The sequence below is a fragment of the Streptomyces sp. NPDC053750 genome (genome assembly GCF_044544295.1).
GTDB lineage: Bacteria > Actinomycetota > Actinomycetes > Streptomycetales > Streptomycetaceae > Streptomyces.
The window spans coordinates 545,999-568,002 of the sequence record NZ_JBITXB010000003.1 but is presented as its reverse complement, the minus strand read 5'-3'; the positions used below and the strand labels follow the sequence as shown (position 1 = coordinate 568,002).

Here is a 22,004-nt window from a genome sequence, read left to right as displayed (position 1 = left end):
GCGGCACGTCCCGGGCCACTCGGGGCCCCTCCGGGCGCGGCAGCGGGACGGCCCCGGCCATCGGCGGCGGCCGAGTCGCGCGCGTCCGGCGGGGTCGGATGCGCCCGCTCCCGACCCGTCGCGGCGGCGCGTCCGGGGGGACTCGGGGCCGGCGCGGCGGAGGCATCTCCGGGCGCGGGGGTGGGGGTGCCCGCCGTCGTGGCGGCGGGGGCACCTGCGGTGCCGGGCGTGGGCCCGCCCGCGTTCGGGGTGGACAGCGGCTCGCTCGTGGCGGCTGCCGCGGGGGGCGCGCCCGTGTCCGTGCCGGTGGGGAACGCCGCCCCCACGGGGTGCTCGTCGTCGAGGAGGGTGCGTACGGCGGTCAGGAGGTCCGGGGCGACGTGGGGCGCGGTGGCCGTTTCCTGCGGGCGGGTACGGGCGTTGGGGACGAGGATGCCGTGGGCGCCCGCCCGTTCGGCGGCCTCCGTGTCGGCGCCGATGTCGCCGATGACGACGCAGTCGGCGGGGGCGGTGCAGAGGCGGCCGGCGGCCCAGAGCACCAGGCCGGGCTGCGGCTTGCGGCAGTGGCAGCCGTCGTCGGGGCCGTGCGGGCAGACCGCCCAGACGTCGAAGGGGCCGATGAGGTCGTCGATCCGCCGGTTGACGCGGCGCACCTCGGCGTCGGTGATCAGGCCGCGGGCGACGCCGGACTGGTTGGTGACGACGCCGACGCGGATGCCGTGCGCGCGCAGCAGCGCCACCGCCTCGCGGGCGCCCCCGACCGGCCGGACCCGCTCGGGGTCGCCGTTGTAGGGGACGTCGTGGACGAGGGTGCCGTCGCGGTCGAAGAGCACGGCCTTGACGGGACTCATGCGGCCACCTCCCGCCAGGCGGGGGCACCCCGGTGCCGCCACAGTCCGCTCAGCCGGTGCCAGGTCGCGGCGGGCGGGATGAGCGCGCTGGTGACCAGCATGGTCGTGACCTCGTCCCGGGTCCGCGGCCCCGGCGCGATCCGCGCCCAGGCGAACTCGGCGGTGCCCGCGGCCCAGCCGGCCCCGGCGACCGCGGCGGCCCGGGGCCGTCCGGCCACCGCGAGGGCGAGCGCCGCGGCACCGGCGGCGGTGATCACCGCGTGCCGCCGGATCCGGCCCTTGGGCGCCACCGCCTTCGCCCACCAGTCGGGGCCGTGCAGGTGCCGCATCAGCGCGTCGTCGGCATTGCCGCGCTGCTGCTTCAGGGACACCCAGCGGGAGGCGGGGCGTACGGGGTGGCGGGTGGTGCGCCGGCCCCGCCGGATGCGCCAGCCCGCGTCGAGGACGCGCAGTGCGAGGTCGGCGTCCTCGCGGAAGGCGCGGGTGAAGCGTTCGTCGAAGCCGTGGACCGCCTTGAGCACATCCGTGCGGTAGGCCATGTCGGCGGTGATCCACTGGGCCCGCGCGAGCCCCGCGGTGCCGCGCTCCCAGTCGGTGGGGCGGCGCTCGCCGGGCAGCGGCACGGCGATCACGCCCTGCACCGCGCCGGTGTCGGGCGCCGCCTCGGCGAGGTCCTGGAGCAGCTGGTCGCACCAGTGCGGGCCGACCTGGACGTCGTCGTCGAGGAAGGCGGTCCACGGCGAAGTGACCGCGCGGATACCGGTGTTGCGCGCGGCGGCGGGTCCGCGCCCCCCGCTGCGCAGCACCACGGTGCGCTCGCGCAGGTCGCCGAGGACGGTCAGCGGATGTTCCAGCGCGCCGGGGTCGGCGTCGGATTCGGGCCGGTCGTCGACGAGGACGATCTCGTCGGGGCCGGGCCCGGTCGCGGCGGCCAGCGCGGCCAGGCAGTCGGCCAGTGTGTCGCGCACGAGCGTGGGGACGACGACGGCGTAGCCCGTCCGGGGAGCGCCGGTCGCGGGGGCGCCGCTCATCCGAACGCCCTCCCCCGGCGCACCGCGAAGGGGCCGATGGCCAGCAGGTCCACGGGCGCCGAGCCGAAGCACTCCAGCGCGTCGCGCGGATCGTCGACCATGGGCCGGCCGGCGGTGTTGAGGCTGGTGTTGACGACGACCGGCAGTCCCGTACGCCGTTCGAAGGCGGCCAGCATCCGCGCGACGAGCGGCTCGCGGCGCTCCTCGACGGTCTGGATGCGGGCGGTGCCGTCGACGTGGACGACGGCCGGGATGCGGTCGCGCCAGGCGGGGGCCACGTCGTGCACGAAGAGCATGTACGGGCTGGGGACCGGCCCGGTGAAGAGGTCGGCGGCGCGGTCGGCGAGCACCATCGGGGCGACGGGGCGGAACTCCTCGCGACCCTTGACGTGGTTGAGCCGCTCCAGGTTCTCCGCGCGGCCCGGGTGGGCCATCAGGGAGCGGTGGCCGAGGGCGCGCGGCCCGAACTCGCTGCGGCCCTGGAACCAGGCGACGATGCCGTCCCGGGCCAGTTCCTCGGCGACCGTCTCGGCGATGTCGTCCGGTTCCTCGTAGGGGATCGCGGCCGTCTCCAGCCAGGCGCGGATCTCCGCGTCGCTCCAGCCGCGGCCGAGGTCGGCGCCGGGCATGGGCTCGGGAGGGGCCTCCTGCGCGGCGAGGTGCAGGGCGCCGCCGAGGGCCGTGCCCGCGTCACCGGCGGCGGGCTGCACCCACACGTGCCGGTACGGGCCGCGCGCGGCGATCCTCGAGTTGGCGACGCAGTTCAGCGCGACGCCGCCCGCCATGGTCAGGGCCTCTCCGCCGGCCTCGCGGTGCAGCCAGTGGACGAGGTCGAGGAGCAGTTCCTCCAGCACGGCCTGGGTGCTCGCGGCGAGGTCGGCGTGGTCCTGCGTCCAGTCCTCGCCCTTGGCGCGGGCCGGGGCGAGGGCCGCCCAGTTGACGCCGTGGGCGCGGAAGCCGCCGTCGCCGGTGGCGTGGACGTGCGCGCGCAGCCGGTCGAGGTGGCGGGGGGTGCCGTAGGAAGCGAGGGCCATCACCTTGTACTCGTCGCTGCTGCGCAGGAAGCCCAGGTGCTCGGTCAGTTCCTCGTAGACCAGGCCGAGCGAGTGCGGGAGCGCCTGCGTGGCGAGGACGTCGAGCTTGCCGTCGCGGTAGCGGCCGGCCAGGTGGGAGGCGCACTCGCCGCGTCCGTCGAGGACGAGCACGTCGTTGTCGGGGTGAGGTGAGGCCGGTCCGGCGGAGGCGGCGTGCGCCACGTGGTGCGGGACGAAGACGACCTGGTCGGGGTCGAGTCCGGGCAGCGCCTCGGCGAGGAACTCGGGCGCCCGGCGGGCGTACTCGAGCCGCAGGGGGTCCCAGGGGTCGTCCAGGCCCATGTCGCGGGCGGGCCGGGCGAGCCGGGGGTCGAAGGAGTACGCGACGGCGTCCAGTTCCCCCGGTCGTATCCCGGCGTACTCCAGGCACCATCGCGCCGACAGCTCCGGCACCTCCCACGCGGAGAAGGGCACCGGGCGCTTGCCGTGCTTGCGGCGGCTGAAGCGTTCTTCCTCAGCTGCCGCAACGGTCCGGCCGTCGACGACAAGTGCGGCGGCCGGGTCGTGGAACAGGGCGTTGATACCAAGGATGCGCATGGGGCGTGCTCCTCTCTCGGCTCGCGGGTGCCGCGGGGAAGCTGCCTCAAACACTTGGAGACAGCTCACTTCCGGACAAGAGTTGACATGTCACACTATGTGACTATGCGACCCCTTACGCCGCGACGGAGTGGGCGAACCAGCCGATGGTCCGCTCCAGCCCTTCGCTCCAGCCCACCCGCGGCTGCCAGCCGAGCCGTTCCCGGGCGAGGGTGGTGTCGGGTTTGCGGCGGCCGGGGTCGTCGACGGGACGGTCGACGAAGCGGATGCGGGAGCCGGAGCCAGTGAGCTCCACGACGCGGCGGGCCAGTTCCAGCATGGTGATCTCGTCGGAGCCGCCGATGTTCATCGGGCCGCTCTCGCCGGACGCGGCGAGGGCGAGAACGCCGGTGACGGTGTCGTCGACGTAGCACAGGGACCGCGTCTGGCCGCCGTCGCCGGCGACGGTGAGCGGCATGCCGTCCAGCGCCTGCGCGATGAAGGTGGGCACGGCGCGGCCGTCGCCGGTGCGCATGCGCGGGCCGTAGGTGTTGAAGATGCGGACGATGGCGGTGTCGGTGCCGTGCACCTGGCGGTGGGCGGTGACCAGGGCCTCGGCGAAGCGCTTGGACTCGTCGTAGACGCTGCGCGGGCCGATCGGGTTGACGTTGCCCCAGTACGTCTCGCGCTGCGGGTGCTCCAGCGGGTCGCCGTAGACCTCGGAGGTGGAGGCGAGCAGGAAGCGGGCGCCGTCGGCTCGGGCCCGTTCCAGGGCGTTCCGGGTGCCGGTGCTGCCGACGTCGAGCGTCTCCAGAGGCAGCCGGAGGTAGTCGGCGGGCGAGGCCGGGCAGGCGAAGTGCAGCACCAGGTCGAACCGGCCGGGCAGGCCGCGCAGGGCCGCCGGGTCGGTGGCGTCGGCCCGGACGAACCGGAAGCCGCGGTGCCGCTCGAGCTCGGCCACGTTGGCGCGGGAGCCGGTGGCCAGGTTGTCGAGGCAGACGACGTCGGTGCCGGCGTCGAGCAGCCGGCCGCACAGGTGGGATCCCACGAAACCGGCGCCGCCGGTCACCAGGGCCCGGCGCCAGACGCGCCCGCTCACGGGACTGCCGCCCAGGAGGCTCTCGCTCACGGGTCTCTCCTCACTCTCACCGTCACTTGCGTGTCGGCTGAGTAACCCGGTGGCGGCCCCCACTACCTCGAACGCGTATACGAGAGAGCCTCGACCGAGACGCCGCGGGGGCACTATAAACCTCGTCTATACGCGCTATGTATAGTCCTCGCATGCCTTCGCTGACCAGGAAGATGACAAAAACGGGGACCAGGTTGCGTGGAGCCGCGATTCTTGCGGCGGCCGCCTCGCTGACACTGGCACTGAGCGGCTGCACGAAGCTCGAGACGACCTCGCCCAGCTCCGTCCGGGGCGCGGCCGGCGCCCAGGCCCGGGCGGCCGCGTTCGGCACCGTCGACTGCCGCCGCGCCAAGTGCATCGCGCTGACCTTCGACGCCGGACCGAGCGAGAACTCCGCCCGGCTGCTCGACATACTCAAGGAGAGGCAGGTCCCGGCGACCTTCTTCCTGCTCGGCAAACGGCACATCGACACCTATCCCGAGCTGGTCAGACGCATGGCCGACGAGGGCCACGAGGTGGCCAGCCACACGTGGACGCACAAGATCCTCACGGACGCCGAGCCGGACGAGATACGTGAGGAACTGGAGCGCCCGAACAAGGAGATAGAGCGCCTGACCGGCCGGCGCCCCACCCTGATGCGCCCGCCGCAGGGGCGCACCGACGACACGGTGCACGAGATCAGCCGCGAGCTGGGGCTGGCGGAGGTGCTGTGGAGCGTGACCGCCAAGGACTACAAGACCAACGACTCCGACCTGATCACCGAACGCGTCCTGGACCAGTCGTCCCGGGACGGCATCATCCTGCTGCACGACATCTACGACGGCACCGTGCCCGCCGTGCCGGGCATCATCGACGCGCTCAAGGCGCGGGGCTACGTCTTCGTCACGGTGCCCCAGCTGCTGGCCCCCGGGAAGGCCGAGCCGGGCAAGGTCTACCGCTAGTTCCCCGAGATCACTCCGTTGGGTCCCTAAGATCACTCCGTGGCCACCTTCTCGCTCGAACGCACCGCCCCGCTCCCCCCGGACGAGGCCTGGCGACGGCTCACCGCGTGGGAGCGGCACGGTGACGCCGTCCCGCTGACCCGGGTCACCGTCGTCACGCCCGGGCCCACGCGCCGGGGCACGGTGATCGTGGCCCGCACGGGCGCCGGCCCGCTCTCCTTCGACGACCGGATGGAGGTGACCGTCTGGCAGCCGCCGCAGGACGGCACCCCGGGCCGGTGCCGGCTGGAGAAGCGCGGCCGGCTGGTCGCGGGCTGGGCCGAGGTCGAGGTCCGCCCCGGCCCCGGCGGCCGCGCCCACGTCGTGTGGCGCGAGGAACTGAGGGTCCGTCTCCTCCCGTCCCTCTTCGACGGCGTCCTGGGCGGCGCGGGGCGGTACGTCTTCGGCCGTGCGGTCAACCGGCTCCTGCGGCGTCCCTGAACCACCGGTTGCGGAAGACGTACGTGTCGCGAACGGGTTCGCGTCGAACGCCTCGCGGCCGGCGTTTCCCGCGTACCGTGCCGCCATGTCTGTCAGAGCGCGCACCCTCATGCAACTGTCCGTCGCCGGTGCGGTGTTGAGCCTGGCCCTGGCGGCACCGCCCGCGTCCGCCGGCCAGGGACACCCGGTCCCGCTGCGCATCGCCACCTACAACATCCACGCCGGAACGGGATCGGACGGCGTCTTCGACCTCGACCGGCAGGCCGCCGCGCTGCGCGCCCTCGACGCGGATGTGATCGGCCTCCAGGAGGTCGACGTGCACTGGGGCTCCCGCAGTCAGGGGCTCGACGTCGCCGAGGAGTTGGCACGGCGGCTCGGGATGCGGGTGTCGTTCGCGCCGATCTACAGCCTCGACCCCGCCCAGGCGGGAAGCCCGCGGCGCGAGTACGGCGTGGCGGTGCTCTCCCGCTTCCCGATCCGCTCCGCGACGAACCACGAGATCACGCGCCTGTCCACGCAGGACCAGAATCCCGTGCCGCAACCCGCGCCGGGATTCGGCGAGGTGACGCTCAAGGTGCGCGGAGTGCCGGTGCAGGTGTTCGTGACCCACCTCGACTACCGCGCGGACCCGGCGGTGCGGGTCGCGCAGGTCGCCGACACCCGGCGGATCATGGCCCAGGAGCGGGCGGCCCACCCGGGGGCGCGACAGGTACTGCTCGGCGACTTCAACGCCGAGCCCTCGGCACCCGAACTCCAACCGCTGTGGACGGAGTTGCGCGACGCCGGAACGGGTACCGGCGGCACCTTCCCGGCCACGGCACCCGTGAAGCGGATCGACTACGTGGCGGTGGGCAAGGGCGTGCGGGTGCGCGGCGCCGCTGTCCCGGAGGAGGCCGTGGCCTCCGACCACCGGCCGGTGGTCGCGGACGTGTCCCTGCTCAGGAAGGGGTTCGGCCAGGACTGAGGCGCGACTCGGACCACCGGGCCGGGTTCGGACCACCGGGCCCGGCTCAAGCCACCGAGCCATGCGGACCATCGGGCCCGACTCGGGCCACCAGGCCCGGCTCAGGCCACCGACCCGATGCGCCCGGTCGGGGACGACGGGCCGTCGTGGTGGATCGGGGTGTGGGCGCCGGTCAGGGAGGCGCCCGTGCCGCCGCGGCGGGCCGCGACGATCTCTGCGGCGATGGACAGGGCCGTCTCCTCCGGTGTGCGGGCGCCGAGGTCCAGGCCGATGGGGGACCTGAGGCGGCTCAGCTCCAGGTCGCTCACGCCGACCGCGCGCAGGCGTGCGTTGCGGTCCAGGTGGGTGCGGCGCGAGCCCATCGCGCCGACGTAGGCGACCGGCAGGCGCAGGGCGAGCTCGAGGAGCGGTACGTCGAACTTGGCGTCGTGGGTCAGGACGCACAGCACCGTGCGGGCGTCCACGGCGGTCCGCGCCAGGTACTCGTGCGGCCACTCGACGACGATCTCGTCCGCCTCCGGGAAGCGGGCCTTTGTCGCGAAGACGGGGCGCGCGTCGCACACCGTGACGTGGTAGCCGAGGAACTTGCCGACGCGCACCAGCGCCGACGCGAAGTCGATCGCGCCGAACACGATCATCCGGGGTGGCGGGACCGAGGACTCCACCAGCACCGTGAGCGGTGCTCCGCAGCGCGAGCCCTGCTCTCCGATCTCGAGGGTGCCGGTGCGGCCGGCGTCCAGGAAGGCACCCGCCTCGGCGGCCACCGTGCGGTCCAGCTCGGGGTGGGCGCCGAAGCCGCCGGTGGAGGAGCCGTCCGGGCGGACGACGAGCGCGCGTCCGGTCAGTTCCGCCGGGCCGCTCACGATCCGCGCCACCGCCGCCGGCCCACCCCGCGCGGCGGCGTCGAGCGCGACGGCGATCACCGGACGGACGGGGTCGTCCGCCCGTACCGGTGTGACGAGGATGTCGATGACGCCGCCGCAGGTCAGACCCACGGCGAAGGCGTCCTCGTCGCTGTAGCCGAAGCGCTCCAGGACGGTTTCGCCGTCCTCGAGCGCCTGCCGGCACAGCTCGTACACGGCCCCCTCCACACAGCCGCCGGACACCGAGCCGATCGCCGTGCCCCCGGCGTCCACCGCGAGGGCGGCACCGGGCCGGCGGGGCGCGCTGCCGCCGACGGCCACGACGGTGGCCACGGCGAAGTCACGTCCCTGCTCGACCCACCGGTGCAGCTCTTCGGCGATGTCCAGCATCTGTCGGTCTCCTTGCGAAGCGGTGTCAGGGAAAGGGTTCCCTCGGCAGCGGCTAGTGCACGCCCAGCCAGCTCTCGATCGGGTTGAGGGCGAAGTAGACGATGAAGATCACCGTCAGGCCCCACATGAACGCGCCGATCTCCCGAGCCTTGCCCTGGGCGACCTTGATGGCGACGTAGGAGATGACACCGGCGGCGACACCGGTGGTGATGGTGTACGTGAACGGCATCAGGACGACGGTCAGGAAGACCGGGATCGCGGTGGCGCGGTCGGCCCAGTCCACGTGCCGGGCGTTCATCATCATCATCGCGCCGATGACGACCAGAGCGGCGGAGGCGACCTCCTGCGGCACGATCGCGGTGATCGGCGTGAAGAAGAGGCAGGCCGCGAAGAACAGACCGGTGACGACCGAGGCGAGCCCGGTGCGGGCGCCCTCGCCGACGCCGGTCGCGGACTCGACGAAGACGGTCTGGCCGGAGCCGCCCGCCACCCCGCCGATGGCACCGCCGGCGCCGTCGATGAACAGCGCCTTCGACAGGCCCGGCATCCGGCCCTTGTCGTCGGCGAGCTTCGCCTCGGTGCCCACGCCGATGATGGTGGCCATCGCGTCGAAGAACCCGGCCAGCACCAGCGTGAAGACGATCATGCCGACCGTCATCGCGCCCACGTCGCCCCAGCCGCTGAACTCCACTTCGCCGAAGAGCGAGAAGTCGGGCATGGAGACCGCGCTGCCGTGCAGCTCGGGAGCGCCGTTGGCCCACTGCTTGGGGTCGATGACACCGGTGGCATTGAGCAGGGCGGCGACGATGGTGCCGGAGACGATGCCGATCAGGATCGCGCCGGGGGTGTTGCGCGCCTGGAGCATGAAGATCAGGAGGAGGGTGCCCGCGAAGAGCAGGACGGGCCAGCCCGCCAGTTCACCGACGGGACCGAGCTGGAGCGGAGTCGCCTTGCCGGCGTGGACGAAACCGCCCTTCACGAAGCCGATGATGGCGATGAACAGGCCGATGCCCATGGTGATGCCGTGCTTGAGCGCGAGCGGGATCGCATTCATGATCATCTCGCGCAGCCCGGTGACCACGAGCAGCATGATGACCACGCCGTACATCACGCACATGGCCATGGCCTGCCCCCAGGTCATCTGGGGGACGACCTGACCGGCGAGCACCCCGGACACCGAGAGTCCGGCCGCCAGGGCGAGCGGCACCTTGCCGATGAAGCCCATCAGGAGCGTGGTGACCGCCGCGGCGAGCGCCGTCGCGGTGATCACGGCCTTCTGGCTGAGGGTGTTGCCCGCGACGTCCTCGCCGCCGAGCAGGATCGGGTTGAGCAGGACGATGTACGCCATCGCCATGAAGGTGGTGATGCCGCCGCGCACCTCACGCGCGACCGTGGATCCCCGGTGGGATATGTGAAAGTACCGGTCGAGCCAAGACCGTCCGGACGGGACGCGGGAACCCGCGCCCGCGTCCTCGGCGGTGGTCTTGGGCTCCACTGACTGCTGGGTCATGGGGCCGTCTCCCAAGGTTCAAAGGGGCACCCGCGCGGTCCGCTGGGGCGGTTGCGGGGATTTGGGACGTGCACGACCCGGGGGACGGCCCGAGACGAACGCATGTGGGTGGTACTTCGAGGCCCGCGAGCGGACGGGACCCGGTCTGTACTCCGGGCGACGCGGAGTGTGTGACGTTCCGTGCGCCGCCCGGAGGGTCATTCACGCCGTGCCGGTGAGGTGTTCCGGTCGTACCGGCGTGCGGTCGAGCGCCAGCCCGGTCGCGTTCCGGATGGCCGCGAGGACCGCCGGTGTCGACGACAGGGTGGGGGCCTCGCCGATGCCGCGCAGCCCGTACGGCGCGTGGTCGTCGGCGAGTTCGAGCACGTCGACCGGGATGGTCGGCGTGTCGAGGATGGTGGGGAGCAGGTAGTCCGTGAAGGAGGGGTTCCTGACCTTCGCCGTCTTCGGGTCGACGACGATCTCCTCCATGACGGCGATGCCCAGTCCCTGGGTGGTGCCGCCCTGGATCTGCCCGATGACGGAGAGCGGGTTGAGCGCCTTGCCGACGTCCTGCGCGCAGGCCAGTTCGACGACCTTGACCAGGCCGAGCTCGGTGTCGACCTCGACGACGGCGCGGTGCGCGGCGAAGGAGTACTGGACGTGGCCGTTGCCCTGGCCGGTGCGCAGGTCGAAGGGCTCGGTCGGCCGGTGCCGCCACTCCTCCTCGACCTCGACCACCTCGTCCTCCAGGACGTCCACGAGGTCGGTCAGGACCTCGCCGCCGTCGGTGACGACCTTGCCGCCCTCCAGGAGCAGCTCGGCCGTCGCCCAGGCCGGGTGGTGGGAGCCGAACTTGCGGCGCCCGATCTCCAGGACCTTCTCGCGGACCAGCTCGCAGGCGTGCTTCACGGCGCCGCCGGTGACGTACGTCTGCCGGGAGGCCGAGGTGGAGCCGGCCGAGCCCACCCGGGTGTCCGCCGGCTGGATGGTCACCTGCGCGACGCCCAGCTCGGTGCGGGCGATCTGCGCGTGGACGGTGACGCCGCCCTGGCCGACCTCCGCCATGGCGGTGTGCACGGTGACGACCGGCTCACCGCCGACGACCTCCATGTGGACGCGCGCCGTGGAGTAGTCGTCGAAGCCCTCGGAGAAGCCGACGTTCTTGATGCCGACCGCGTAGCCGACGCCCCGTACGACGCCCTCGCCGTGCGTGGTGTTGGAGAGGCCGCCGGGCAGCTGGCGTACGTCGGCGCCCTCGCTGGACTCCCACTGGCGCTCCGGTGGCATCGGCATCGCCTTGACGCGGCGCAGGAGTTCGGCGACCGGCGCCGGGGAGTCGACCGGCTGGCCGGTGGGCATGAGGGTGCCCTGCTCCATGGCGTTGATCCGGCGGAACTCCACCGGGTCCATGCCGAGTTCCGCCGCCACCTTGTCCATCTGCGCCTCGTAGGCGAAGCAGGCCTGGACCGCGCCGAAGCCGCGCATGGCGCCGCAGGGCGGGTTGTTGGAGTAGAGGGCGATGGCCTCGATGTCCACGTCGTCGACCGCGTACGGGCCGACCGACAGCGAGGAGGCGTTGCCGACGACCGCCGGGGAGGCGGAGGCGTAGGCGCCGCCGTCCAGGACGATCCGGCACTTCATGTGCGTGAGTTTGCCGTCCTTGGTGGCGCCGTGCTCGTAGTGCAGCCGGGCCGGGTGGCGGTGGACGTGGCCGAAGAAGGACTCGAAGCGGTTGTAGACGATCTTGACGGGTTTGCCGGTGCGCAGGGCCAGCAGACAGGCGTGGATCTGCATCGACAGGTCCTCGCGCCCGCCGAACGCCCCGCCGACGCCGGACAGCGTCATCCGCACCTTGTCCTCGGGCAGGCCGAGCACGGGCGCGATCTGGCGCAGGTCGGAGTGGAGCCACTGGGTGGCGATGTACAGGTCGACGCCGCCGTCCTCGGACGGCACCGCCAGGCCGGACTCGGGGCCCAGGAAGGCCTGGTCCTGCATGCCGAAGTAGTAGTCGCCCTTGACGATCACGTCCGCGCGCCCGGCGGCCTCGTCGGTGTCGCCGCGGACGATCGGCTGGCGGTGCACGATGTTGGGGTGCGGGACGTGGCCGATGTGGTGGTCCGTGCGGTTCTCGTGGACGAGGATCGCGTCGGGGGCGGTGGCGGAGGCCTCGTCGGTGATGACGGGCAGCTCCTTGTACTCCACCTTGATCTTGGCGGCGGCGCGGCGCGCGGTCTCCGGGTGGTCGGCGGCGACGATCGCGACCGGCTCGCCGTGGTGGCGGACCTTGCCGTGGGCGAGGACCGGGGTGTCCTGGATCTCCAGGCCGTAGGTGCGCACCTCGGTCGGCAGGTCGTCATAGGTCATGACGGCGTACACGCCCGGCGTCGCGAGGGCCTCGCCCGTGTCGATCGAGGCGATCTCGGCGTGCGCGACCGGGGAGCGCAGGATCTGGCCCCAGAGCATGTCCTCGTGCCACATGTCGGACGAGTACGCGAACTCGCCGGTGACCTTGAGGGTGCCGTCCGGGCGGAGCGTGGACTCGCCGATGCCGCCCCTGGTCCGGGACCCCTGGGTGAGCTTGGTGGGTGCGCCGTTGGCAGCCATGCTCAGACCCCCTCGGACTGGCGGGCGGCCGCGAGGCGCACCGCGTCCATGATCTTCTCGTAGCCCGTGCAGCGGCACAGGTTGCCCGACAGCGCCTCGCGGATGTCCGCATCGGTCGGGTTCGGGTTGCGCTCCAGCATCTCGTCGGCGGCGACCAGCAGACCCGGCGTGCAGAAGCCGCACTGCACGGCGCCGGCGTCGATGAACGCCTGCTGGATCGGGGCGAGCTCGATGCCCTCGCCGGTCTGCGAGTCGGTGCCCCGGGCCTGCCACCGCCGGGCCTCGTCGAGCGGGGTGCCGTCGGTGCCGCAGGCGCCCGTACCGCAGGAGCGCTCCTTGGCGAACTCCGCCAGGCCCTCGACCGTGACGACCTCCCGGCCCTGCGCCTGGCCGGCCGCGACCAGGCAGGCGCACACCGGGACACCGTCCAGGCGGACCGTGCAGGAGCCGCACTCGCCCTGCTCGCAGGCGTTCTTGGAGCCGGGCAGACCCATCCGCTCGCGCAGCACGTACAGCAGGGACTCGCCCTCCCACACGTCGTCGGCTTCCTGCGGACGTCCGTTGACGGTGAAATTGACGCGCATTACGCCGCTCCCTCCGTGGTGTGGCGGGCGCCGCGGTACGACTCCCAGGTCCAGGTGAGCGTCCGGCGGGCCATGACGCCGACCGCGTGGCGGCGGTAGCTCGCGGTGCCCCGGACGTCGTCGATCGGGTTGCAGGCGGCGGAGCACAGCTGCGCGAACTGCTTGACGACCGACGGGTTGATGATCTTTCCGTTGGTCCAGAAGCCGCCCTCGTCGAGCGCCGCGTTCAGGAACTCCTCGGCGGCCCGGGCGCGGACGGGGGTGGGCGCCGCCGAGCCGATGCCGGTGCGGACCGTGCGGGTCTGCGGGTGCAGGGCGAGGCCGAACGCGCACACGGCGATGACCATGGCGTTGCGGGTGCCGACCTTCGAGAACTGCTGCGGGCCGTCGGCCTTCTTGATGTGCACGGCGCGGATCAGCTCGTCGGGCGCGAGCGCGTTGCGCTTGACGCCGGTGTAGAAGGCGTCGATCGGGATGCGGCGGGTGCCGCGCACCGACTCGGCCTCGACCTCCGCGCCGGCGGCGAGCAGCGCCGGGTGGGCGTCGCCGGCCGGGGATGCGGTGCCGAGGTTCCCGCCCACGCCGCCGCGGTTACGGATCTGCGGGGAGGCGACCGTGTGGGAGGCGAGGGCGAGACCCGGCAGCTCGGTCCGCAGGTTCTCCATGATCCTCGTGTAGGGCACGGAGGCGCCGAGCCGTACGGAGTCCTCGCCGACCTCCCACTCGGCGAGGTCGCCGATGCGGTTCAGGTCCATGAGGAAGTCGGGCCGGCGGTGGTCGAAGTTGATCTCGACCATCACGTCGGTGCCACCCGCAATCGGCACAGCGGTGGGGTGCTCGGCCTTCGCGGCGAGCGCCTCCTCCCAGCTGGCGGGGCGAAGGAAGTCCATGGCCGGCTCTCTTCTCCGTCTCGGGGGTGTCGGGGTGCGGGTTTGAGCCAATCCGTCGGCGGCGGGCCCGGCTCGTTCATGTGCTGTTCACGTGGATTGGGCTCAGTACACCGCCCGCTGCTCCACCAGGGTCAGTCGCAGAAACCATGAAGGAGTTGGCTGGCCAGGGCAGGCATCTTGTAGATTCGTATGAAAGGAGGTCCTCAGTAACCCCCTTCTTTTCCTCCGGAAACGGGCGACACAGCCGCGTGACCTGGAACACTTCGAGACAAAGAACGGCGGCGACGAGAATGCGGCTGCGCGCACTGCTGGACACCGACGCGCTGGGCCTCAAGCTGCTCGGCGGCGAGGACGAGCTGGACCGGTCCGTCCGGGGCGTGATGACCACGGACCTGCGGGACCCCAGCCGCTATCTCTCGGGCGGCGAGCTGGTGCTCACCGGCCTGGCCTGGCGCCGGGACGCCACCGATTCCGAGCCTTTCGTCCGGATCCTCGTCCAGGCACAGGTGGCCGCCCTCGCCGCCGGTGAGGCGGAGCTGGGGAGCGTGCCGGAGGACCTGATACAGGCGTGTGCGCGGCACCGGCTGCCGCTGTTCGCGGTGAACGAGTCGGTGGCCTTCGCGACCGTCACCGAGCACGTGGTCCGGCAGGTGTCCGGCGAGCGGGCCGGGGACCTCGCGGCCGTGGTGGACCGGCACCGCCGGATGATGACCTCCGGCCCGGCGGGCGGCGGCCCCGACGTGGTCCTGGACCTGCTCGGCTCCGACCTGGACCTGCGGGCCTGGGTGCTGTCCCCGACCGGGCGCCCGGTCGCCGGCCCGAAGACCGCGGGCCCCGCGCTGCCCGCCGAGGTGTGCGCCAAGCTGGCGGCGGAGCATCTCGCCGCCACCCGCGCGGGCCGCCGCGCACCGCACCGGCTGCCCCTGGGCTCCACGACGTACAGCCTCTTCCCGGTACGCGGCTCCGGGCCCCGCCCGGCGGTGGCCGGCGCGGGACGTCTGCCGCAGCCCTCCCGGGACGTGCGCGAGACGGTGCTGTCCGACTGGCTGCTGGCCGTGGAGGCGGACGCCGGGGACTGGGCCGAGGAACGGCTCGACCTCCTGTACGGGGTCACGCAGTTGATCGCGGTCGAGCGGGACCGCCGGGACGCGGCGCGCACGGTGCGGCGGCGGCTCGCGCAGGAGGTGCTGGAACTGGTGCAGACGGGTGCCGCGCCCGCCGAGATCGCGGCCCGGCTGCGGGTCGCGGCGCCGGTGCTGCTGCCGGGTCTCGGCGCGGCCCCGCACTGGCAGGTCGTGGTCGCCCGCGTCGAGTGGGAGGACGACGGGACGGAGACCGGCCCGGTCGCCCAGACCCTGCTGGAGGAGATCCTCGTCGACCCGCTCGCCACGGGCCCCGAGCACGCCGACCGCATCGCGGTGGCGCACACCGGCGACGAGGCCGTCGCCCTCGTACCGCTGCCCGCGGTCTCCACCGAGCACGACGGTTCCGAGGCCGGCATCCTCGCGGAGGCGCTGCTGGAGTCCGTACGGGAGCCGCTGTCGGCCGGGCTCGACGGCGACGGGCGGGTCACCCTCGGCGTCAGCGCGGCCGTGCACTCGGCGGAGGGACTGCGCGGCGCGCTGGAGGAGGCCCGGCACGCACGGCGCGTGGCCGCCGCCCGCCCCGGCCGGGTCTGCGCGGCCGGCCACCAGGAACTGGCCTCGCACGTCCTGCTCCTGCCCTTCGTGCCCGACGACGTACGCCGCGCCTTCACGGCCCGGCTGCTGGACCCGCTGCGGGACTACGACCGCCGCCACCGCGCCGAGCTGATCCCGACGCTGGAGGCCTTCCTCGACTGCGACGGCTCCTGGACGCGCTGCGCGACCCGGCTCCACCTGCACGTCAACACGTTGCGTTACCGCGTCGGGCGGATCGAGCAGCTGACGGGCCGTGACCTGTCGCGTCTTGAGGACAAGCTCGACTTCTTCCTGGCCCTGCGGATGAGCTGAGCCGCGGGTCCGGTCCCAAACCTCGGGGCCGGGAAGTCCCACGACTTTGTGAAATTTTTCACCCATCCTCTTGGCCGGGCCGCCGGATCCGTGCTGAGATGCGCCCACCACTCGAGAGCTCGATGGCGTGCTAAGGGGAGGGCAACGTGGCGCATTCCGCCATGGCTGGTTCTGGTTGGGGAACGACCGAGGGTGACGATCCGCTCCAGACCGCCGTATGGCGGTTGCGTTCGCGCGCCTGCTGGGCGGACGCGGCGGCCCTGCTGGAGCCGGTGACCGCGGCGACCGCCCTGCAGCGGACCGCGCTGCTGGTGGAGCGGTGTCTGTACACCGAGCAGGGCTGGGCGGACGCCGAGGACGCGCTGCGCACCGCCGAGGCGCTGGCCCACAGCGACGACGAGCGCGGGGCCGCCGCCTGTGAACGCGGGCAGCTCGCCTACGCCGCCACCGTGCACGGGGTGCGCGACCGGTCCGACGAGGCGCGGGCCGCGCTGGGCCGGGCGGCGGCGCTGATCGCGCCGGGCGCCAAGGGGCGGGCGCTGCTGGACTTCCGGCGCGGGCTGCTCGCGGAGAACCTGGCCCGGTCGCCGCAGGCCGCCCGCGCGGCCTACCGGCGCGCCCACGCGGGGGCGACCGCGCACGCCGACCCACTGCTCCAGTCCTTCACCTGGCGGCATCTGGCCGGGCTCGCCCTGCGGGAGGGGGAGCTGGCCGAGGCGCGGCACGGCTTCGCCGAGTCGCTGCGCATCCGCGAGGAGCTGGGATACCTCGTCGGTACGGCACCGGCGCTGGCGTCGCTCGCGGACGCGGAGGCGGAGCCGGAGGCGTCCCGGCTGCGGGAGGAGGCGCGGCGGCTGTTCCGGCTGCTCGGCGGGGTGCCGACGTGGCTGGCCCGGCAGCTGGCACCGCCGGCGGCGGGCGCGGCTACGGCGTGACGGCCCGCGGCCCGGCCGCCGTCACGGGAATCTGCTCCAGCGCGGGGCGGTGTTGGCCCAGGCCGCGTCCCACTGGGCGAGATTGCGCCGGTGCAGCACGAACCCGGTGACCCCGTGGGCCGCGAGGCCCGCGAGGACGACGCCCAGGAAGGCGAGGACCGCCCAGCCCATCGTGCGGCTGCGGATCTGCTCCGCGGTCAGCGGCGGCCCGGTGATCTCTCCGGCCGAGTCGATCCAGACCAGGACGGTGCTGTCGGCCGGCAGCCCCGGCTCGACGTCGGTCTTCCCGGTCCGGGGCGCCCCGTCCCGGCCGGTGAAGCGGACCTCGACCGGGTAACGGGTCTTCTTCGCCTCGTCCGAGCCGGGTTCCGGGTGGCGCGGGGCGTCGTGGACGAGGACCGCGGGGCGGTGGTCCCGGGTCCGGGCCTCCTGCTCGGCGGTGCTCCGGTAGTGGTGGTACGCGGCGTCGCCGACCGCGAACATCGCCGCGACGGCCGCCGTCGGCACGGCGAGCAGGAGGGCGAGGACGACCCACGCGTGCAGCCGGTCGGTACGGCGCCGCAGGGGGTTGCGCCGCCAACGCCAGAACGGGCGGTGGGGGTGCCCCGTTCCGGGACCGGGTTCCGCGTCGGGGTCGGGTTCGGGGGGCGGTGGCTGTGCTCGCGGCACGTCATCGGCCACGGTGTTCCTCCTTCCAGGATCCGGCCCACGGGAGTGGAGTGCGTGCCCGCCGCCGCGTACGGGCAGGGACGGGGCGGGACATACGTGGGGGACGTGGTGGGGCAGTACGTCGAGGGCGGGGCGAGGCCCGGTGCCGGGCCGGGCGGTGTGGTGCCGCATGGCCCGGGCCGAAGCCCCCGCTGCACACGAGCGCGCCGGCCGGTCGTGACGCGGACGGCGCCGCGCGGGCGCCCCGGTGGGGCCGTACCGGGTGCGGCGTCGGGACGGGGTGGGGAGTCCGGCGCCGTCGGGCGGGCGGGCGGTCCCGGCGTCAGCGGGAGGACCGCTCCGGTGGGTCCGTGCCCGCGGTCGACGGGTGGGTGTGCGCGGCCTGCAGGAGCTTCGCGGCGCCGCGGACGGCGGCCGTGTGCGGGGCCGGCACCGCCCGCAGGGGCGCGTGCAGCCTGCCGGCGAGGTGGCAGGTGATCTCCGGACGCAGCGCGCCCCCGCCGGCCAGCAGCGGGCCCCTGCCCAGCGCGTCGACGGTGAGGGACGTACGGTCCTGCCGCAGCATCGAGGTGATCATGTCGGCCACCGCGTCGCCGATCCCCGTGGCCGGGGTGGCGTCGTCGATGTCCCGCGTGCCCAGCGCGGTGCGGCGGGCGTCGAAGACGGCGCCGTCCACCAGGAGCACCACCTCGGTGAGATGCGCCCCGATGTCGATCACGAGCAGCGGCCGGGACAGGTCGGCGCCCGCCGCGAGCGCCACGGCCCGCGCGCTGGGGACGGTCAGCACACTGCGCGGGCGCAGCACCTCCACGGCCGTACGGGCCTCGTTCCGGTAGGCGAACCCGTCCAGCACCGGCGCGGTCACCACGACCAGGGGACGGGCGAAACGGGGCAGGCGGTGGCCGAGCAGCCGGTCGAGCATCCGGGCCGTCCCCTGGGTGTCGACGATGGAGCCCCGCTGGATGGGGTACACCGCGCCGGCACCGGGGAACGTCACGGTCGGAACGTCGAGGACCATGCCCCGGCCGGCGACCCACGCACGGGTGCGGGCGCTGCCCATGTCGAGGGCGACGCCGCTGCACTGCCGGCACAGGGGCCAGGGCCGGTGCCGGACGAGGCCGGTCCGGGGCCGGCGGGCCACGGTCATCGTCCCGCCTCCCGCACCTGCTGGCAGCGAGCGCAGTAGCGGGCCTGCGGCACGATCATCAGGCGCTCGCGGTCGATGTGGCGCCGGCACAGATGACACGTTCCGTAGCGGCCCTCGGCCATGCGGGCGAGGGCCGCTTCGACGTCGGCGAGGACCATCCGCGCGGAGGCCGCGAGTGTGACGCGGACCTCGGTCTGCGCGGCGGACCGCCGCCGGCTCGGTTCGTCGGTGCGGGACGGGGTCGCGATCTGCCGCAGCTGCTCCTCGCGGAACAGCCGCTGCTCGTCGAGGCTGTCCCGGAGCACGGCGAGGTCCTCGGGCGACAGACGCGTGTCGGGCGTGGCCGCGCGGTCACCGATGATCTGTTGGTTCACCACTTCACCCCTTGGGCAGGGCGGGAGAGGAAGACGGGCTGGACGGTGCTCAGGCGGCGGCGCGGCGCTGGCAGGCGACGCAGTACCGCGTGTAGGGAAGGATTTCCAGGCGCTCCCCCGGGACGGGCTTGCTGCAGCCCTGGCAGGTGCCGTAGGTGCCGGCGTCGACGCGCGCGAAGGCCTCGTCGATCTCCTTGAGCACCCGCTCGATGGCCGCCTTCTGCGCGGACACCAGCTGGTCGTCCTCCGTCTGGGCGCTCTCGTCGAGGGCCTGCAGCTGGGTCATGCGGGTGCCCCGCGCATGTTCGAGGCGCTGGCGTGCCTCGTGGGCGGTCAGCCGCTCGGGGCGGGGTTCGATGCGGGAGGCGTCGAGCGACACGGTGGGTCCCTTCCTGCAGTGTCCGAAGTGGTGCGCTGTCCGAAGTCGTGCGGTGTCCGGAGTCGTGCAGTGTCCGAAGTGTTGTGTGCCTCCACCCTGGCCGGGCCGATCACGCTTTCCCATCGGGCGCAGGCCCCATTTGCCCGGGGGCCGGGCATCCACTGCGCGTCGTCCCGGGTGGGCCGTATGGGTATGCCGCCCGACGGAAATGGGGGTCGGCCCCCATCGACCCGGCGCCGCGGGACGGGCAGGCTGGGCAGTCGGCTCGGTCGCGATCAAGGGCCTGTCCGACAGGCCTGGGCCGCGGCTCCCTGCCCGGGGTGCGCGATGACCGACAGTAGAGGCGTACAGACCCATACGTCGCAGAAGGAGGCGTACCCCCCGGTGTCCCTGTTCTGGCGGATCTTCGGGCTCAACGCGGTGGTGCTGGGCTTCGCCACGGCACTGCTGCTGTGGGCTCCGGTGACCGTCTCCGTTCCGGTCCTGCTGACCGAGGCGGTCATCCTGGTCGGCGGCCTCGGCGTCATGCTGGTGGCCAACGGCACCCTGCTGCGCTGGGGCCTGGCGCCGCTGGACCGGCTGACGAAGCTGATGACCACCGTCGACCTGCTGCGCCCCGGCCAACGGCTCCCGGTGTCCGGCGGCGGCGAGGTGCCCGAGCTGATCCGGACCTTCAACGCCATGCTCGACCGGCTGGAACACGAGCGCGCCACGAGCACCGCCCGCGTCCTGCTCGCCCAGGAGGCGGAGCGGCGCCGTATCGCCCAGGAACTGCACGACGAGGTCGGGCAGAGCATGACCGCGATCCTGCTGGTCCTCGGGCGGGCCGCGGACGACGCCGACGAGCCGATGCGCCACGAGCTGCAGCAGGCGCAGGAGATCACCCGGGAGAGCCTGGACGAGGTCCGCCGCCTGGTGCGCAGGCTGCGGCCCGGCGTGCTGGACGACCTCGGCCTGATCAGCGCGCTGTCCTCGCTCACCAACGACTTCGCCACCCACACCGGGCTGCGGATGGTGCGCCGTTTCGACACCGACCTGCCCGCGCTGGACCCCGAGACCGAGCTGGTCCTCTACCGCGTCGCCCAGGAGAGCCTGACGAACGCCGCCCGGCACGCGGACGCCGAGCGGCTGGAGGTGAGCCTGGCCCGCGCCGACGGTGCGGTGTCGCTCACCATCGCCGACGACGGCCGCGGCATCGAGGCGGCGTGCGAGGGCGCCGGGATCCGCGGCATGCGCGAACGCGCCCTGCTCATCGGGGCGACCCTCGACATCACCTCGGCGCCCGGCGCCGGCACCCGCATCCGGCTCACCGCACCCGTCCCCAGGAAGCAGCCCTGACCATGTCCGACCCGTCCCTGCCCGACTCGTCCCCGTCCGGCCCGGCCCACCACGCCACGACGCCGGGGACCGCGTCCGGTCCGTCGAAGATCCGCATCCTGCTCGCCGACGACCACGCCCTGGTACGCCGCGGGGTGCGGCTCATCCTCGACCGGGAACCGGATCTGGAGGTGGTCGCCGAGGCCGGGGACGGCGCGGAGGCCATCGACATGGCGCGGGCCCACCCCGCCGACCTCGCGGTGCTGGACATCGCGATGCCCCGGCTGACCGGCCTCCAGGCCGCCCGCGAGCTGGCCGCGCTGAAACCGGGTCTGCGCATCCTGATGCTGACGATGCACGACAACGAGCAGTACCTGTTCCAGGCGCTGAAGTCGGGGGCCTGCGGATACGTCCTGAAGTCCGTCGCCGACCGCGATCTGGTCGCCGCCTGCCGGGCCGCGATGCGCGACGAGCCCTTCCTCTACCCCGGCGCGGTCACCGCCCTCATCCGCAACTACCTCGACCGGGTCCGGCACGGCGAGGAGTCCGCCGACCACATCCTCACGCCCCGCGAGGAGGAGGTCCTCAAGCTCGTGGCGGAGGGCCACTCCTCGAAGGAGATCGCCGAGCTGCTCTTCATCAGCATCAAGACCGTCCAGCGGCACCGGGCGAACCTGCTGCAGAAGCTCGGCCTGCGCGACCGACTGGAACTGACCCGCTACGCCATCCGCGCCGGCCTCATCGAGCCCTGAGCCCCGCGCACCCCGACCGCCCGGGGCTCCGGCCGCCCACTCCCCGGCCCGGGCCCCGGGCTCCCGCCTCGCCCACCACGCTGTCGAAAGGGGACGGTGCCATGCGCCCCGCAGGTCGCACCGCCCCCGCGTCCGCGCCCGCCTGGAGTCACCGGTTCGCGGCGCCCCTCGTCGCGCTGCTGGCCGTCCTGCTGACCCTGGTCCCGGCGGGGCCCGCGTCCGGCGCGGGCGGCGCCCTGCCCGGCCCGCTCCCGGCGCCCGCGGCGACGACCGTCCCGCATCCGGACACCGGGTACCACGCCGACGACGTCTGTGCCGCCCCCTGCGCCACGCAGGCCAGGTCCCGGCACGACCACGTCGGTGAGCGTCCGGCGCCCCCGGACCGCCTCGCCACCACCACGCACTTCACGGGCGCCGTCCCCGCCACGCACACGCGGACCATGGCACCGCCCGGCACCCTGCGCCTCTCCCCCGGCCGCACGGGCCACGACCGCGGGCGGGCACCTCCGGCCTCCTCCGGCACCTGAGACACCCGTTCACTCACCCTTCCTTCTTCCGTCGCGGCCGCGCTGAGCCGCTGCCGCGGCGTGCCCGCCGGAGGCCCGTGTTGA

The 22,004-nt window shown here is 73.7% G+C and carries 20 protein-coding genes and 1 pseudogene; 8 read left to right on the top strand and 13 right to left on the bottom strand.

Annotated features, from left to right (window positions below; all coding sequences use genetic code 11):
• Positions 1–302: 302 nt before the first annotated feature.
• The 4 genes and pseudogenes from ACIGO6_RS11915 to ACIGO6_RS11900 all read right to left on the bottom strand — a co-directional run.
• Positions 303–851, bottom strand: a pseudogene (locus ACIGO6_RS11915) (D-glycero-alpha-D-manno-heptose-1,7-bisphosphate 7-phosphatase); the annotation flags it as partial.
• On the bottom strand, positions 848–1,882 hold the full coding sequence (locus tag ACIGO6_RS11910; protein ID WP_399874631.1) for a glycosyltransferase: 1,035 nt from the start codon (positions 1,880–1,882) through the stop codon (positions 848–850). The gene ACIGO6_RS11910 and the pseudogene ACIGO6_RS11915, both read right to left, overlap by 4 nt.
• On the bottom strand, positions 1,879–3,513 hold the full coding sequence (locus ACIGO6_RS11905; RefSeq protein ID WP_399874629.1) for a carbamoyltransferase: 1,635 nt from the start codon (positions 3,511–3,513) through the stop codon (positions 1,879–1,881). The genes ACIGO6_RS11910 and ACIGO6_RS11905 overlap by 4 nt, the downstream gene beginning before the upstream one ends.
• Before the next feature lie 115 nt (positions 3,514–3,628).
• Positions 3,629–4,621: a UDP-glucuronic acid decarboxylase family protein gene (locus ACIGO6_RS11900; RefSeq protein ID WP_399874628.1), complete on the bottom strand. Its 993-nt coding sequence runs from the start codon at positions 4,619–4,621 to the stop codon at positions 3,629–3,631.
• Positions 4,622–4,773: 152 nt separating this feature from the next.
• Between ACIGO6_RS11900 and ACIGO6_RS11895 the strand changes: the two genes are divergently transcribed.
• The 3 genes from ACIGO6_RS11895 (at position 4,774) to ACIGO6_RS11885 (ending at position 7,006) form a co-directional block, all read left to right on the top strand.
• A complete protein-coding gene (locus tag ACIGO6_RS11895; protein WP_399874627.1) occupies positions 4,774–5,562 on the top strand; it encodes a polysaccharide deacetylase family protein in 789 nt (262 codons plus the stop codon).
• A gap of 39 nt (positions 5,563–5,601) precedes the next feature.
• The gene (locus ACIGO6_RS11890; protein WP_399874626.1) at positions 5,602–6,042 is read left to right on the top strand and encodes an SRPBCC family protein; all 441 of its coding nucleotides are present in this window, start codon (positions 5,602–5,604) and stop codon (positions 6,040–6,042) included.
• An 85-nt stretch (positions 6,043–6,127) separates the two neighbouring features.
• Positions 6,128–7,006 (top strand): endonuclease/exonuclease/phosphatase family protein, encoded by an 879-nt coding sequence (locus ACIGO6_RS11885; protein ID WP_399874624.1) that lies wholly within the window; start codon positions 6,128–6,130, stop codon positions 7,004–7,006.
• A gap of 101 nt (positions 7,007–7,107) precedes the next feature.
• On the opposite strand, the gene ACIGO6_RS11880 is transcribed toward ACIGO6_RS11885, so the two are convergent.
• The 5 genes from ACIGO6_RS11880 to ACIGO6_RS11860 all read right to left on the bottom strand — a co-directional run bounded on the left by ACIGO6_RS11880 (position 7,108) and on the right by ACIGO6_RS11860 (position 13,829).
• Positions 7,108–8,259: an XdhC family protein gene (locus ACIGO6_RS11880; protein WP_399874622.1), complete on the bottom strand. Its 1,152-nt coding sequence runs from the start codon at positions 8,257–8,259 to the stop codon at positions 7,108–7,110.
• Positions 8,260–8,311: 52 nt separating this feature from the next.
• The gene (locus ACIGO6_RS11875) at positions 8,312–9,769 is read right to left on the bottom strand and encodes an NCS2 family permease (protein WP_399874620.1); all 1,458 of its coding nucleotides are present in this window, start codon (positions 9,767–9,769) and stop codon (positions 8,312–8,314) included.
• Between the two features lie 201 nt (positions 9,770–9,970).
• The gene (locus tag ACIGO6_RS11870; RefSeq protein ID WP_399874619.1) at positions 9,971–12,355 is read right to left on the bottom strand and encodes a xanthine dehydrogenase family protein molybdopterin-binding subunit; all 2,385 of its coding nucleotides are present in this window, start codon (positions 12,353–12,355) and stop codon (positions 9,971–9,973) included.
• Positions 12,356–12,357: 2 nt separating this feature from the next.
• Positions 12,358–12,939, bottom strand: a complete 582-nt coding sequence (locus ACIGO6_RS11865; protein ID WP_399874617.1) for a (2Fe-2S)-binding protein — start codon at positions 12,937–12,939, stop codon at positions 12,358–12,360.
• Entirely contained in the window at positions 12,939–13,829 is an 891-nt protein-coding gene (locus ACIGO6_RS11860; protein WP_399874615.1) for an FAD binding domain-containing protein, read from the bottom strand. Before ACIGO6_RS11860 ends, ACIGO6_RS11865 begins: the two co-directional genes overlap by 1 nt.
• A gap of 290 nt (positions 13,830–14,119) precedes the next feature.
• Between ACIGO6_RS11860 and ACIGO6_RS11855 the strand changes: the two genes are divergently transcribed.
• Both ACIGO6_RS11855 and ACIGO6_RS11850 read left to right on the top strand, forming a co-directional pair.
• Positions 14,120–15,820 carry a PucR family transcriptional regulator gene (locus tag ACIGO6_RS11855; protein WP_399874614.1) on the top strand — a complete coding sequence of 567 codons (1,701 nt, stop codon included), beginning with the start codon at positions 14,120–14,122 and terminating at the stop codon, positions 15,818–15,820.
• 146 nt (positions 15,821–15,966) lie between these two features.
• Positions 15,967–16,755, top strand: a complete 789-nt coding sequence (locus ACIGO6_RS11850) for a hypothetical protein (RefSeq protein ID WP_399874612.1) — start codon at positions 15,967–15,969, stop codon at positions 16,753–16,755.
• Positions 16,756–16,776: 21 nt separating this feature from the next.
• Here the strand turns inward: ACIGO6_RS11850 and ACIGO6_RS11845 are convergent, their stop codons facing one another.
• The 4 genes from ACIGO6_RS11845 to ACIGO6_RS11830 form a co-directional block, all read right to left on the bottom strand.
• Positions 16,777–17,436, bottom strand: coding sequence for a hypothetical protein (locus tag ACIGO6_RS11845; RefSeq protein WP_399874611.1), 660 nt, complete (start codon positions 17,434–17,436; stop codon positions 16,777–16,779).
• A gap of 310 nt (positions 17,437–17,746) precedes the next feature.
• On the bottom strand, positions 17,747–18,571 hold the full coding sequence (locus ACIGO6_RS11840; RefSeq protein ID WP_399874609.1) for a rod shape-determining protein: 825 nt from the start codon (positions 18,569–18,571) through the stop codon (positions 17,747–17,749).
• On the bottom strand, positions 18,568–18,948 hold the full coding sequence (locus ACIGO6_RS11835; RefSeq protein ID WP_399874608.1) for a TraR/DksA family transcriptional regulator: 381 nt from the start codon (positions 18,946–18,948) through the stop codon (positions 18,568–18,570). Before ACIGO6_RS11835 ends, ACIGO6_RS11840 begins: the two co-directional genes overlap by 4 nt.
• Before the next feature lie 46 nt (positions 18,949–18,994).
• Positions 18,995–19,324, bottom strand: a complete 330-nt coding sequence (locus tag ACIGO6_RS11830; RefSeq protein ID WP_399874607.1) for a TraR/DksA family transcriptional regulator — start codon at positions 19,322–19,324, stop codon at positions 18,995–18,997.
• Positions 19,325–19,708: 384 nt separating this feature from the next.
• Here ACIGO6_RS11830 and ACIGO6_RS11825 point away from each other — a divergent pair, with 384 nt between their 5' ends.
• The 3 genes from ACIGO6_RS11825 to ACIGO6_RS11815 all read left to right on the top strand — a co-directional run bounded on the left by ACIGO6_RS11825 (position 19,709) and on the right by ACIGO6_RS11815 (position 21,920).
• Positions 19,709–20,662, top strand: coding sequence for a HAMP domain-containing sensor histidine kinase (locus ACIGO6_RS11825; protein ID WP_399874901.1), 954 nt, complete (start codon positions 19,709–19,711; stop codon positions 20,660–20,662).
• 2 nt (positions 20,663–20,664) lie between these two features.
• The gene (locus tag ACIGO6_RS11820) at positions 20,665–21,393 is read left to right on the top strand and encodes a response regulator (RefSeq protein ID WP_399874605.1); all 729 of its coding nucleotides are present in this window, start codon (positions 20,665–20,667) and stop codon (positions 21,391–21,393) included.
• Positions 21,394–21,494: 101 nt separating this feature from the next.
• Positions 21,495–21,920 carry a hypothetical protein gene (locus ACIGO6_RS11815; protein ID WP_399874603.1) on the top strand — a complete coding sequence of 142 codons (426 nt, stop codon included), beginning with the start codon at positions 21,495–21,497 and terminating at the stop codon, positions 21,918–21,920.
• The last annotated feature ends 84 nt before the right edge of the window (positions 21,921–22,004 follow it).